This is a genomic window from Rhizobium mesosinicum (assembly GCF_019511345.1).
Lineage (GTDB): Bacteria > Pseudomonadota > Alphaproteobacteria > Rhizobiales > Rhizobiaceae > Rhizobium > Rhizobium mesosinicum.
Window position 1 is genome coordinate 89,242 of sequence record NZ_JAEUAK010000009.1, and the last position, 13,758, is coordinate 102,999.

At 58.6% G+C, this 13,758-nt stretch carries 14 protein-coding genes; 10 read left to right on the forward strand and 4 right to left on the reverse strand.

The window, feature by feature from the left end; translation table 11 throughout:
• Positions 1–4: 4 nt before the first annotated feature.
• The 5 genes from JNB85_RS21950 (at position 5) to JNB85_RS21970 (ending at position 5,148) form a co-directional block, all read left to right on the forward strand.
• Positions 5–1,105, forward strand: a complete 1,101-nt coding sequence (locus tag JNB85_RS21950) for a class I SAM-dependent methyltransferase (protein ID WP_220336411.1) — start codon at positions 5–7, stop codon at positions 1,103–1,105.
• Between the two features lie 104 nt (positions 1,106–1,209).
• Positions 1,210–2,004 carry a peptidoglycan editing factor PgeF gene (gene pgeF, locus JNB85_RS21955; RefSeq protein ID WP_220336412.1) on the forward strand — a complete coding sequence of 265 codons (795 nt, stop codon included), beginning with the start codon at positions 1,210–1,212 and terminating at the stop codon, positions 2,002–2,004.
• A 5-nt stretch (positions 2,005–2,009) separates the two neighbouring features.
• Positions 2,010–3,161, forward strand: a complete 1,152-nt coding sequence (locus JNB85_RS21960) for a M24 family metallopeptidase (RefSeq protein ID WP_220336413.1) — start codon at positions 2,010–2,012, stop codon at positions 3,159–3,161.
• A 103-nt stretch (positions 3,162–3,264) separates the two neighbouring features.
• Positions 3,265–4,110 (forward strand): hypothetical protein, encoded by an 846-nt coding sequence (locus JNB85_RS21965; protein ID WP_220336414.1) that lies wholly within the window; start codon positions 3,265–3,267, stop codon positions 4,108–4,110.
• A gap of 105 nt (positions 4,111–4,215) precedes the next feature.
• Positions 4,216–5,148, forward strand: a complete 933-nt coding sequence (locus tag JNB85_RS21970) for a ribose-phosphate pyrophosphokinase (protein ID WP_183731561.1) — start codon at positions 4,216–4,218, stop codon at positions 5,146–5,148.
• A 52-nt stretch (positions 5,149–5,200) separates the two neighbouring features.
• On the opposite strand, the gene JNB85_RS21975 is transcribed toward JNB85_RS21970, so the two are convergent.
• The 3 genes from JNB85_RS21975 to JNB85_RS21985 form a co-directional block, all read right to left on the reverse strand.
• Positions 5,201–5,761, reverse strand: coding sequence for a hypothetical protein (locus JNB85_RS21975; RefSeq protein ID WP_220336415.1), 561 nt, complete (start codon positions 5,759–5,761; stop codon positions 5,201–5,203).
• A 209-nt stretch (positions 5,762–5,970) separates the two neighbouring features.
• Positions 5,971–6,729, reverse strand: coding sequence for a hypothetical protein (locus tag JNB85_RS21980; RefSeq protein ID WP_220336416.1), 759 nt, complete (start codon positions 6,727–6,729; stop codon positions 5,971–5,973).
• 110 nt (positions 6,730–6,839) lie between these two features.
• The gene (locus tag JNB85_RS21985) at positions 6,840–8,399 is read right to left on the reverse strand and encodes a hypothetical protein (protein ID WP_220336417.1); all 1,560 of its coding nucleotides are present in this window, start codon (positions 8,397–8,399) and stop codon (positions 6,840–6,842) included.
• Positions 8,400–8,531: 132 nt separating this feature from the next.
• Between JNB85_RS21985 and JNB85_RS21990 the strand changes: the two genes are divergently transcribed.
• Entirely contained in the window at positions 8,532–8,795 is a 264-nt protein-coding gene (locus JNB85_RS21990) for a hypothetical protein (RefSeq protein WP_220336418.1), read from the forward strand.
• Positions 8,796–8,991: 196 nt separating this feature from the next.
• The gene (locus JNB85_RS21995; protein ID WP_220336419.1) at positions 8,992–9,603 is read left to right on the forward strand and encodes a 50S ribosomal protein L25/general stress protein Ctc; all 612 of its coding nucleotides are present in this window, start codon (positions 8,992–8,994) and stop codon (positions 9,601–9,603) included.
• 98 nt (positions 9,604–9,701) lie between these two features.
• Here the strand turns inward: JNB85_RS21995 and JNB85_RS30760 are convergent, their stop codons facing one another.
• Entirely contained in the window at positions 9,702–9,917 is a 216-nt protein-coding gene (locus JNB85_RS30760) for a hypothetical protein (RefSeq protein WP_223216583.1), read from the reverse strand.
• Here JNB85_RS30760 and JNB85_RS22000 point away from each other — a divergent pair.
• The 3 genes from JNB85_RS22000 to pth all read left to right on the forward strand — a co-directional run bounded on the left by JNB85_RS22000 (position 9,837) and on the right by pth (position 13,706).
• The gene (locus tag JNB85_RS22000) at positions 9,837–12,146 is read left to right on the forward strand and encodes an EAL domain-containing protein (RefSeq protein WP_223216578.1); all 2,310 of its coding nucleotides are present in this window, start codon (positions 9,837–9,839) and stop codon (positions 12,144–12,146) included. The genes JNB85_RS30760 and JNB85_RS22000 overlap by 81 nt on opposite strands.
• A gap of 26 nt (positions 12,147–12,172) precedes the next feature.
• Positions 12,173–12,895, forward strand: a complete 723-nt coding sequence (locus tag JNB85_RS22005; RefSeq protein WP_220336421.1) for a substrate-binding periplasmic protein — start codon at positions 12,173–12,175, stop codon at positions 12,893–12,895.
• A gap of 94 nt (positions 12,896–12,989) precedes the next feature.
• Positions 12,990–13,706, forward strand: coding sequence for an aminoacyl-tRNA hydrolase (gene pth / locus JNB85_RS22010; RefSeq protein WP_220336422.1), 717 nt, complete (start codon positions 12,990–12,992; stop codon positions 13,704–13,706).
• The last annotated feature ends 52 nt before the right edge of the window (positions 13,707–13,758 follow it).

Here is a 13,758-nt window from a genome sequence, read left to right on the forward strand (position 1 = left end):
TGCCATGACCACCGCTTTGGGCGAAAAGATCAAGACGATCATCCAGGCAAACGGGCCGATCAGTGTCACTGACTATTTCTCGCTGTGCCTTGCCGATCCCGAACACGGCTATTACCGCACCCGTGAGCCCTTCGGCCGGTCGGGCGATTTCGTCACGGCACCTGAAGTGAGTCAACTCTTCGGCGAAATGATCGGCGTCTTCGTTGTTCACGCCTGGCAGCGCCATTCAACGCCATCTGGCGTTCGCTTGGTCGAGATCGGCCCAGGCCGCGGCACGATGATGTCCGATATGCTGCGGGTGATCTCGCGCATCGCCCCGCCGCTCTTGGATAACATGACGATCCATCTCGTCGAGACCAGCGAACGCCTGCGCGATGTCCAGCTCCAGACGCTCGAAGCCTACGACGGCAAGGTCAGCTGGCATGGCGGCTTTGACGAAGTGCCGCCGGGCTTCACGCTGATCGTCGCCAACGAACTCTTCGATGCGATCCCGATCCGCCAGTTCGTTCGCACGCCGACCGGCTTTCGCGAGCGCATGGTCGGCATCGATGCCGATGGCGAATTGACCTTTGCGGCGGGCGTCGCCGGCATTGATCCCGCCCTGCTGCCTGGGCCTGCACAGAACGTGCCTGTCGGGACGCTGTTCGAGATTTCGCCTGCGCGCCAGGCGGTCATGAGTGCCATCTGCGAAAGGCTGCGGGCCTTTAGCGGCACGGCGCTCGCCATAGACTACGGGCATCTTGTCACCGGCTTCGGCGATACGCTGCAGGCCGTGCGAATGCACGAATTCGATCCGCCACTCGCCCATCCCGGCGAAGCAGACCTCACAAGCCATGTGGATTTCCAGCAGCTGGCGGAGACGGCAGCCTCCGCCGGTGTGCATATTAATGGCGCACTGCACCAGGGCGACTTCCTCACCGGCCTCGGCATCCTCGAGCGCGCCGCAGCCCTCGGCCGTGACCGCGAACAGCACACACAACAGATCATCCGGAGCGCCGTCGATCGGCTTGCCGGCGCGGGTGAAGGCCGCATGGGCGAACTCTTCAAGGTGCTCGCCGTCTCCTATCCGACGATCGACCTGATGCCGTTCCGTCCGGTGGATTGACAGCCAGCGTTGCGCTCGCCAACATCCGCCGCAAAATGACACCGCTTCGCCGGACGAGATCCGGCCAGGATGACATCGATCCCTTTCCCAAAACGGAATATCACATGACAGACGCGGCCTCTCCAGCACCGATCGAAAGCGCGCTGCTGAACGAAGCGGCCGGCGGTACGATCCGCCACGGTTATTTCACTCGCGCAGGCGGCGTCTCCCAAGGCATCTATCGCGGCCTCAATGTCGGCCTCGGCTCGCATGACGAGCGCGACAATGTTCAGGAGAACCGCAGGCGTGTCGCCGCCTGGTTCGGTCTGCCGGTCGAGCGGCTTGCGACCGTGCATCAGGTCCATTCGCCCGACGTCGTTATCATCGGGCCGGACTACGACGGCGACCGGCCGCAGGCAGATGCCATGGTCACGGCAACATCCGGCATCGCGCTTGGGGTACTTGCAGCCGATTGTGGCCCGATCCTGTTCGCCGACCCTGAAAACCGCGTCATCGGTGCCGCGCATGCCGGTTGGAAGGGCGCGCTGACCGGCGTGCTTGAAAACACCATCGATGCCATGGAGGCTCTTGGTGCTGACAGGGACAATATCGTCGCCTGCGTCGGCCCCTCGATCAGCCAAGCGAGTTATGAGGTCGGTCCGGAATTCGTCCAACGCTTCCTTGCCTATGATCCGGCCTATGAGCGTTACTTCATCCCCTCCCCAACGGCGGGCCACGCCATGTTCGACCTGCCGGGACTGACCGTCGAGCGACTGCAAAACGCGGGCGTGCGCGCCGAAAGTCTCGGTCTCTGCACTTATCCCGATAGCGAGCGCTTTTTTTCCTATCGGCGGACCACACATAAAAAGGAGCCGGATTACGGCCGCCAGATTTCGGCGATCAGCATCAGGGAGATGTAAGCAGCATGGCACTTCATTTCGAACGGGCTGAATTCGCAAGCCGGCTTGCCCGCCTGACGGACAAGATGAAGGAAGAAAAGCTCGACGCCCTGCTGCTTTTCGCGCAGGAGAGCATGTACTGGCTGACCGGCTATGACACGTTCGGCTATTGCTTCTTCCAGACGTTGGTCGTCAAGGCTGATGGCACGATGGCGCTGATAACCCGCTCGGCCGACCTGCGTCAGGCCCGGCACACGTCGGTTGTCGAGGACATCCATGTCTGGGTCGACCGCGTCAACGCCGATCCGACGATGGACCTCAAGAACCTGCTCGTCGAAATGGACCTGCTCGGCAGCCGTATCGGCGTCGAATATGACACGCATGGAATGACCGGCCGCGTCTCCCGGTTGCTCGACTCGCAGCTGACGTCTTTCGGTCAGATCATCGACGCCTCCTACCTCGTCAGCAACCTGCGCCTCATCAAGAGCCCGACCGAGATCGCCTATGTTGAACGCGCCGCCCTGCTGGCAGACGATGCGCTGGACGCAGCGATCCGGCTGACAAAACCTGGCGCCGACGAGGCCGATATTCTGGCGGCCATGCAGGCGGCGATCTTTACAGGTGGCGGCGATTATCCGGCCAATGAATTCATCATCGGTTCGGGTGCCGACGCCCTGCTCTGCCGCTACAAGGCCGGCCGCCGCAAGCTCGACGCCAGCGACCAGCTGACCCTCGAATGGGCCGGCGTTTACGCGCATTATCATGCCGCCATGATGCGCACGATCGTCATCGGCGAGCCGACGCACCGCCACCGAGAACTCTACAATGCCTGCCTCGAAACGATCCAGGCGATCGAGACCGTTCTGAAACCCGGCCATACCTTCGGCGATGTCTTCGACATGCATGCCAGGATCATGGACGAACGCGGCCTCGCCCGTCATCGCCTGAATGCCTGCGGCTACTCGCTCGGCGCGCGCTTCTCGCCCTCATGGATGGAGCACCAGATGTTCCATGCGGGCAATCCGCAGCCGATCGAGCCGAGCATGTCGCTCTTCGTGCACATGATCATCGCCGATTCCGATACAGGCACGGCCATGACCCTCGGACAGACCTATCTGACGACAGGTGACGCCCCGCGTGCACTTTCGCGCCACCCGCTGGATTTCATCGGGGTCTGAACCTCCGCAATCACCGGCAAGAATCCGGAATTGACAGATCGGTCCCCCCACCCCCATAAATTCGCACGGGGCTGATGCTGACGTGGGAAGGACGAACCGAGGGATGACGCGAGTTGCGACTGCACCCACGCTCCTGATCTGTCTTGCCTTGCTTTCTGCTTGCAACACGACCGATGCACTGACACTCACGCCTCCGATGGAAATTGGCGACTCCTCGATGAATCAGCGCTCGTCCACACCGGTGACGCAGAGCGAAGCCGAGCGTATGGCTGGAGCGCCGCAACAGACCTTCCCGGTGGCACCTCGCCGGAACGGCTACACGCCAGCCTACAGCCAACAGACCTATGCGACCCAGCCGAACTACCAAGCGCAGGCCTACCGGCCCGGCACCGGCGCTCCGCCGACGACCATGCAGGCCCAGGCCGATGCGCTTTCCCGTGATGGTTCTTCGCCCGCAGCTTCCGGCCCCATCGAAAGGGAGGCACTAGCGCCACCGTCCACAGCCGTCGAGCAACCGGCGCCGCGGCAGCCGACGCAGACAGCGGCGCTTGATCCCACAGTTTCCTCATCGACCTCGGTACGCGGCAATACCGTGCGCTTCCTGCCCATCATCGGTGCTCCGGTACAGGCCGTCACCCCGCTTTCCCGCCAGCTTGGTGCGGAGGCCCGCGCTCATGGCCTTGCCATCAAGAGCTCCAACGACACCAGCAGCGACTATATTCTGAAGGGCTACCTCTCCGCTTTCAGCGACGAGGGCAAGGTCACTGTGGTCTATGTTTGGGACGTGCTTGACAATGCCGGCGCCCGGTTGCACCGCATTCAGGGACAGGAAATCGTGCCGACGGCGGCGACCGATCCCTGGGCCGGCGTGCCCGCCTCCGTGATGCAGCAGATTGCTTCAAAGACGATCACCGAATTCACATCCTGGCGGCAAAGCCAGGGCGGTTAGCCACAAGCTTTTTATAAATATAAAAGTATGTGACGCCTTAGCCCTTGCATTCACCGGGAAGCTGGCTAAAAAGCGCGGCTATCAGCGCATAACAGGCGGACCAAGATGAAGGTTTTCGCAGGCAATTCGAACCGGCAACTCGCCGAAGCGATCTGCAACTATCTCAATGTTCCCTTAGGGAAAGCCAGTGTCCGAAGGTTTGCCGACCAGGAAATCTTCGTGGAAATCCAGGAAAATGTGCGCGGTGAGGACGTTTTCCTCGTACAGCCAACCGCCTTTCCCGCCAACGACCACCTGATGGAACTGCTGATCATGATTGACGCGATGCGTCGCTCGTCAGCCCGCCGCATCACGGCCGTCCTCCCCTATTTCGGCTATGCCCGCCAGGACCGCCGCGCCTCCGGCCGCACGCCGATCTCCGCCAAGCTGGTTGCGAACCTGATTACCGAAGCCGGTGCCGATCGTGTCATGACGCTCGACCTTCATGCCGGTCAGATCCAAGGCTTCTTCGATATACCTACAGACAACCTCTTTGCCCTGCCCGTTTTGACGCGCGACATCAAGAGCCACTACGATCTCAGCAATGTCATGGTCGTCTCGCCCGACGTCGGCGGCGTGGTGCGCGCCCGCGCGCTCGCCAAACGGCTGGACTGTCTTCTGGCCATCGTCGACAAGCGTCGCGATCGGCCGGGTGAATCGGAAGTCATGAACATCATCGGCGACGTCACCGGCAAAGACTGCCTGCTGATCGACGATATCGTCGATTCCGGCGGCACGCTCTGCAACGCTGCCGACGCGATGCTCGCCAAGGGCGCATCCAGCGTCACCGCCTATATCACCCACGGCGTTCTCTCCGGCGGCGCGGTCACCCGCGTCACCTCGTCGAAACTGCGCGAGCTCGTCATCACGGACTCGATCCAGCCGACCACGGCCGTCCTTTCGGCCCACAATATCCGCGTCGTCACGACAGCGCCGCTGATCGGCGAAGCCATCAGCCGCACGGCCCAGGAAGAGTCCGTCTCCAGCCTCTTCGACTAAAAGAGCCGGCCTTTGACCGGCTCCTTCGATTTGGAGTAGCATTGTTTAACATTTATTGCTGATCCGTACCGTTCGGCCCCGTCAGAGATTGGCCATTAACGGTCATGGAGCCGTCTTCGTTCAAAACGATAGCCCATTGTAATCTGCCGTCAAAACTATTGGTCTTGGCAAATCCCTTAGCCATCATCATCCCAAAACTAACTTGGCTGAGATCAGGCTCTTTTTTTGCGAGCTCCTGAATGGCCGCAATCGATTTGTCGGAATCGCCAGCTGAAATCCAGAGTTTAAGCTGAGCATCCTTGCCGTTGATTTTACGAACGTTGCCGAAGATCACGAGATCATAAAGATCGGACGTGAGTATCAACTGCTTGAGGACGATCGCCAGCGATTTGCCGCCAACCAGCTTTTCGCCAAATTTCTCGCCCATTGCCCTCACATCGTCCTCGGTCTGGATTTGAGCAGTAATCAATTCGTTCCCGGCGGATGCAAAATCGAGGCCGTCAAAGACAACCTGCATGTCCACGTTCTCAGGCAAAAGGGCCGCATAACCAGCCGGCACCATCCGGCTGTCAATCTTCGTATCTTTTACTAGGACCGCAAGGACCAACTGCATCGCATCTGAGTGCCCCTGGAGAGAAACTTTACAGGCTAGATATCCTGCCGCCACATTCGCCAGAGGGCTCCTGACTGTCAGGCTTCTTGCAGAGATTGCATCGTCGAAAGAAGAGAGTATCGGAAACGACGCAGCCAACGCCGTCCTGAATTTCTCAAAATCCTCACGGACTTTGAACGATCCACCGCCGTTAGTAAAAAGCGAAAGTATCAGGCTGTTGAATTCCTTCTTTGGACATTGCTCAACTGATATTCGTGATCGATCTGAACTGCGGAAATCTTAAACTCCGGCACCTGTGATTGAGATGTCTCCTGATAGTAATCAGAGAGCGACCCGCTGCCGCCGTAGTCGACGTGTCCATTACCGGGAGAACTAGCTCGCCAATTTATCGTGTTGTCCATTTTGCCCGCGTGGAAAACATCTTGGCGTTCGCCTAATTGGGAAACATAGTTCACACCCTTGACGGATGTATTTACCTGAATGCCAGATGTATTTAAATCAATCAGACCACCGAGCACAAAAGATCCGATGGAATAATTGCCCTCAATGATCTTCCCATCGACCCCTTTAGCCAACAGAGAAGCTTTCACACTATTATCAGCGCTGAGCTTGGCTGTAGTGTTGTCCTGCGGCGTGAAGAAAAACGACCAAGGCCCGAACCCAGCCATCCGGAATGTCTTCGGATCCAAGCCCTCGAAAAACCCATTGAAATCAAGAATGACTTCGAGACGGTCACCTGCCGGCTTGACTGTCAGGAAATCGGAATTCACAAGGTCGGGAAACGAGCTGAGAAGGCCTCCGCGAAAATCATCGGCATCCTTCTGCCGCATCTCCATGCCGTGGACCGCACAGATTGCGGAGAGCAAAAAAAAGCTCGTAGCTGTAACAATTTTTAGACGCATCCCTGAAATATCCCCATCCGCTGAAGTTGCGCACATTCGGGGATCGTAGTGCTCAATGTCAAGCACGCCGCATCCATAGAAGCTCTTAAACGACAATGCCCAATAGAGCTGTGCGACGGGAGCAAAAAGCCGGCACGAGGCCGGCTTCCTTTATCTTTAATCACCGTTGAGAAAGCTCAAGGCTGCTTCGGCGGCGCCGTGTCCTCCCCCTGATCTGGTTCCTGACCTTGATCCGGTCCCTGCTCCTGGTCTGGCTCCAGCCCCTGATCCGGCTCCTCGGCATCCGGTCCCTTGATCTGCTGGCCGTTGATCGCCACGGAACCATCGCCGGCCACGCTGATATCCCAGCGCGAACGGCCATCCGGATCGGTCTTGGCAAAGCCCTTGGCCATCATCATGCCGAACGAGACCTGCTGAAGATTGGGATCGCTCTTGGCAAGCTCCTGGATGGCGGCGATCGACTTGTCGAGATCGCGCGCCAGCACCGAAGCCTGGACCGAATAGTCCTTCTGCGTATCGGTGCGGCCCTGTAGTTTACCGGTGATGTCGATATCGTAGACGTCAGAGACCGCGGCGAACTTCGGCAGATCCACGACGAAGATACCGTCATGGAAAAGCTTCTCGGCAGCCTGCTTGCCGCTTTCCTCCGAACTGTCGCCAGACGAGAAATCGATCTTCATGAATTCGTCGCTGAAGGCGGCGAAATCCATGTCGGGAACGGCGATCTGCATATCGAGGCTCTTCGGCAGGAAGCCATGGTAGGCTGCCGGCACTGCCGGACTATCGAGCGTAACGTCCTGGACATTCATGCCGAAGCCAAATCGGACAGCGTCGCTCGGCCCGTCGACGGAGAAATTATAGCCGAAGGCCTTGGCGCCGCCGCTTCCCGCAGCCGTGCCGATCGCGAGGTTATTTGCGGTGATTGTTTCGTTGACCGAGGAAAATAGCGGGAAGGACGCCTTGAGGATCGATTTCAGCTTCTCGCCGTCCTCCTTGCTGAGATTCTTCTCATCTACATGATCCAGGATGAAGAAGACGACATCGCGGATTTCCTTCGCCGGCAGGCTCGCGACATTGGCGTTGAAGTCGATCGAAGCAGCCTTGATGTTGACAGGCGGCATCTGCGAACTGGTGACTGTCTCAGACAGCCCGGAAAGCGAGCCGTTGGCTTTGAAATCCAGGCGACCGTTACCGCCGGCACTATCGGCCGAATCAAGCTTGTAGTTCATGCCGGCAAAAGTCGCGTCGACTTGGTCGGTATCAGACTTTGACGTGACGCGGATGTCGCTGGCCTTGAAATCGCCGGAACGCAGATAGGCGATCGCCGGATCGAAGACGCCGTTGTAAACCATCGAGGCGATGGAATAGGTGAATTCAGTCGTCTTTTCGTCCGGCCCTTTGAAGTTGCCGGAGATGTTGACGTTGTTATTGCCCTCGAGGTTCCACAGACCGCTATCGAGCGGCGTGGCGAAAACGGACCAGGGGGTCAAACCATTCACGACCACCTTGGCCGGGTCCGCCTTGCTGAGCAGCTTTGCAAGGTCATAAATGACCTCGTAGCGATTGCCCGCCGGATTGACGGTAACAAAGCCGCTCTTTGCAAAATCGTCAGGCAACACTTTCGTCAAGCTGTCGCGAAGTTTGTTCGCTCCATCCTGATTGATCTCAGCCCCTTGCGCTGCCCCTAGCAATGTTAGGGCAACAAGGCTCGTTGTCGTGACAAGTTTCAGACGCATCCGCACTCTCCTCAGCCGCTTTGAATGGCGGCCATAGGAAGATCGGATATCTTCCGGTGTCAACCCGCCATGTCTGGACAAATGCTATTTTGCGACGGCTGAGAAAGTGACCGTACTCTGCCACGAAACGCAATGATCGAAGCCGAAATGCCCGAAGCAAGCATTGAAATCGAGACGACGAGAATGGTCACAAGAAGGAACGGCTTGGAAAGCGCCTGCGGCTCGATCGCGTTTGCGCCTCCTTTCGACAATCGTCAGCGCTCCCATCGCCGTGAAACGTTGATTAACGCCCAAACAACGAATGTTCATCAGCGGTTTTCGGAACTACATGAAACACCGAGGATTGTAATCTGCGGTTTTCGGGCACGGTATCGACGAGGCGCGATCGGCGGATAGGCCTAACGGCATGGGGCTCGCCTTGACAGAACCCGTCACCGCTTGCGTTTGCGTGACACTTATATTATAGGCCACGCGTCCGCGTAGACACCCTTGGAGGCAACGCGGATGAGGACGGGCCTGCCCGCCTCCGGTCCGACGGCATAAGGCTTCCAGCCCGCTGCGGGCTCTCCAAATAACCTCGAAAGGACTAGCCATGAGCCACGAAACGTACGAGCTCAAGGCCGAGGCGCGCGAACGGGTTGGTAAGGGGTCCGCCCGTGAACTCCGCCGCAACGGCTTTATTCCCGCTGTCATCTATGGTGACAAGCAGGCCCCGATTTCCATCGCTATCAACACCAATGAGGTGACGAAGCGCATTCATGCCGGTGGTTTCATGACCACCGTTGCGACTATCGACGTCGACGGCAAGAAGTACCAGGTTCTGCCGAAGGACTACCAGCTCGATCCGGTCCGCGACTTCACGATGCACGTCGATTTCCTGCGCGTATCCGGCAACACCCAGGTTACCGTTGAAATCCCGGTTCACTTCATCAATGAAGAAAAGTCCCCGGGCCTCAAGGTCGGCGGCGTCCTGAACATCGTTCGTCACGAAGTCGAAGTTCACTGCCCGGCAAACGCGATCCCGGAATTCTTCACGGTTGACCTTTCCGGCCAGAAGATCGGCGACAGCATCCATATTTCCGAAGTCACTCTGCCGAAGGGCGTGACCCCGGTTATCGCTGACCGCGACTTCACCATCGCAACGATCATCGCTCCGGCCGCCGGCGTCGACGAAACCGCTGCCGAAGGCGAAGCAGAAGCCTGATCGCTTCTACCAATTTGTAAAGCATAAGGCCCGTTTTCCGTGAGGAAAGCGGGCTTTTTCATTGCCGAAAAGGCCCATTTCAGCAACATTTAACACATTCATGGAAGCATGCTTCGGCTGGTCGCGAAGTTTCCGCCCTGCTGCGTGACCGCAGAATATTCCGACCCCGTGGAGCAAACGGAACCATGAATAATTCCGTTGAGAACAGATTTTTTGCGATTGTTTGCGGCGCGCTGCTTGTTTTTGTAGCTCCCCTTTTTGTTCTTTTTCTTTTCCTTTCTTCCGAACGCGCCGACAAGGAAATACGCGATCATATTTCCGTTCTTCTTGTGGCCAACGCCCAGGCGCTCGCCAAGCCGCTCTGGGATCTCGATGCTGACAGTGTAACCCAGATCAGCGCGACGGTTGTTTCACAAGGCGCAATCGTCAAGGTTGAAGTGCGCGACCAGTCGGGCCAGCTCGACGTCAGCCAATCCACCATTCCGCGCTCCTTCGATGGCAAGCTGGTTCAGGTTTCCCGCGCCATCATCTACAACACAGTCGATGGGCCGAAAAACCTCGGCAGCATTTCCGTCTTCTATCCGGCTCTCGGCCTTTTTTCCGGCCTGAAGCAAGAAGAGGTCGTCTTCATCTCGATCTTTATTTTCGCGGTGCTGGCCGTTTTCGCGACCGCGCTCATCGGCAACCGCATCTTCGTTATCCAGCCGCTGATGCGCCTGACGGCCGCGATCGAGGCGACACGCCAACTCGGCTCCCGCCACCATGTCGATTGGCAGTCGAACGACGAAATGGGCCGCCTTGCCCAAAGCTTCAACGAAATGCAGACGAAGCTCGAAAACGAGGAAACCGAGCTGAAGCTTGCACATCGCCGCGCCACCGACATCTATAACCTGACGCCTGCCATGCTCTTCTCCCTTGATGAAGAAGACCGCATCACCGCCGTCAGCGACTACTGGCTGTTTGCGACCGGCTATCACCGCGCCGCCGTCATCGGCCGGAATTTCTCCGATCTCGTCACGCCCTTCACCCGCGACAAGTTCATCAAGCGCAAGAGCCAGCGCGAGAACGCCACCGGCGATGTCACCGTCAAGTTCGTCTGTATGGACAGCCGCATCATGGATGTCCTGATAATGGAGTCGGCGCTGACGACCCAGGGACAGGAAGGTCAGTCGCTCTCCGTCATGACCGACGTGACGGAGCTGAAGGCCTCCGAAGACCGCAACCATCGCCAGGCGATCACGGACCATCTGACCGGCCTGTTGAACCGCCAGGGCTTCGAAGCCGTACTCGACAGCAAGATCGCAGCCGCCGATGCCGCCGATCAGGAACTTGCCTGCCTCTTCGTCGACCTCGACCGCTTCAAATGGATCAACGACAATATGGGCCACGCCGCAGGCGATGCTGCCCTCATTGAACTCGTGGAGCGGCTGAAGACGCTGCTTGCTCCCTCCGATGAAGCCGCCCGTCTTGGCGGCGATGAATTCGCCATCCTGCTACCGGCCAGGAATGCCGAAAAGCGCGCCCGCGCCATGTGCGACCAGATCGCTTCGATCTTCGAGACGCCCTTCGGTCCGGACATGCATCTCAGCGCTTCTGTCGGTATCGCCATCTATCCTCGACATGCTGCGACCGCCGCCGAACTGTTGCAGAAATCCGACATGGCCATGTACGCCAAGAAGCGCGACGGCAAGAACGGCGCACAGATCTTCGATAGCAGCATGCTCGATCACGCCCGCCGTCGCGCCGAGATCGAAGCGCATATCGAAGCCGGCCTCGCCGACGACTGGTTCGAGGCCTATCTGCAGCCGATCGTGAACCTGAACGGCCGCGCTATTGCCGGGTTCGAAGCGCTGATGCGCCTCAACCATCCACAGAAGGGTCTAATGCCGCCGGCCGAGATCATCAGCGTAGCCGAAGAGACTGCCAAGATCGTCCGCGTCGGCAACGTCATAATGGAAAAGGCAATCGCCAATCTGGCGAAGATTTCCCGCCTGCCCGGCATGCAAGATACCTATCTCGCCATCAATTTTTCGCCGCTGCAATTCGAGCCGGCGCTCGCCGCCCGCCTCGCCGCCATCCTCGGCCGCCATGGCATCCTGCCGGATCGTATCGTGGTCGAAATCACGGAGGCTGTGCTGATGCACGACAACCCGCAGATCCGTATGATCGTGACGGAGTTGCGCCGCTTCGGCTGCCGCATCGCACTGGACGATTTCGGTACCGGCTACTCGTCGCTGAGCTATCTCAACCGCTTTCCGGTCGACATCATCAAGATTGACCAGTCCTTCACCCGCGCCATCAACGATGCTGACGATGACGTACGCCAGAAAAGCCGCATGCTGATCGAAGGCATCACCACACTGTCGCACAAGATGAACTGCACCGTCATCGCCGAAGGCATCGAGACGGAGGAGGAATGCGGCACGCTGCACCAGATGGGTCTCGACTATGGTCAGGGCTATCTGTTCCACCGTCCGCAGAACGCTGCCAAGCTGATCGAGGAACTGAGCAGCTCGCTTTCGGATGTGGCGCGCGCTTCATGAACTGACGGGATATGGGAGGTATCGTGATGAAAAAGCTGTTGCTTCTTGCATTTCTTGCCCTGCCCTGCTTTGCCGCTTCCGCCTCGGCCCAGGCGGTAACTCTGTTGACCGAAGAATATGCCCCGTTCAACTACCGCGATGGAAAGGTCATCAAGGGCGCGACCGTCGAACAGGTCGAGAAGGTGATGGCCGACATCAATGTCGACTATAGGCTCGATGTAATGCCGTGGGCACGCGCGTTCAGTCTCGCACGCACGACGCCGATGACCTGCGTTTTCGCGACCGCTCATAACGCCGCACGTGACGGCCTGTTCAAATGGGTCGAGCCGCTTCTCGTCGACCGCAACATCCTGATTACCCGCAGAGGATCAGGCGTCTCGGCCGCCAATCTTGAAGACGCAAGGAAATACGTCATCGGCACGCAGCGCGACGACTATACTGAAGTGACGCTGAAGGAGAAGGGCTTTACCAAGCTAGACCTCGCCAGCGATTTTAACGCCACGCTGCGCAAGCTGCTTGGCGGGCGCATCGACATGATGCCGATCTCCGAACTTTATTTCGACAAGCTGAAGGCCGACCAGCCGCTGGAAATGGTGACCGTGCTCTCCTCCCAGCCGATGGGTATTGCCTGCGAGAAGAATTTCCCGGACGATCTTCTGGCCCGCATGCAGGCCTCGCTGGACAGGCTGATCGCCAGCGGCGAACAGAAACAGATCTTCCTGAAATATGGTCTGCATCTGCTGAAATGATCGGCCGCCTGCCGTCCACGCCCGCCTTTGCCACTTGACTTTGCCGCCATTTCGCGGTGGTGAACGCCAACAGCTCTTGCAAGGAAGACAGGCCATGCTGATCATCGCGGGTCTCGGCAATCCCGGCGCGAAATATGCCGGCAACCGGCACAATATCGGCTTCATGGCGGTGGATGCCATCTACCGCCGTCACAGCTTTTCGCCCTGGTCGAAAAAGTTCAAAGCCGAGATTTCCGAAGGGGAGCTGGCGGGTGAGAAGGTGCTGCTGATCAAGCCGCAGACTTTCATGAACCTGTCGGGTGAAGCGGTCGGCGAAGCCATGCGCTTCTATAAGCTCCAGCCTTCCGATCTCGTAGTGATCTATGACGAGCTCGATCTTCCGGCCGGCAAGGCGCGGCTGAAGACCGGCGGCGGCCATGGCGGCCACAACGGCATCAAATCGCTCGACGCCCATTGCGGCAGGGAATACCGTCGCCTGCGCCTCGGCATCGGTCATCCCGGCGTTAAGGAACTGGTGCATAATCATGTGCTCGGCGATTTCCCCAAGGTCGACAGCGATTGGCTGGAGCCGCTGCTCGACACGCTCGCCGACAATGCCGAGATGCTGGTCCGCAAAGAGGATTCCCAGCTGATGAACAAGATCGCGCTCGCGCTCGGAGGCAAGGCGGAAGAGGAAAAGCCGAAGCCGGAGAAGAAGCCAGTGGGAAAATCCCATATCCATCAGGCCCGTAATCAGAGCCAGCAGAAGCTTCCGGCGACCGGCCCTATGGCTGAGATGCTGAAAAAGATGTTTGGCAACAAGGGCGACTGAGCGCGATGGCGGCATATCCGCCGGCCATCTGCGAAACATACGCTATTCCTCG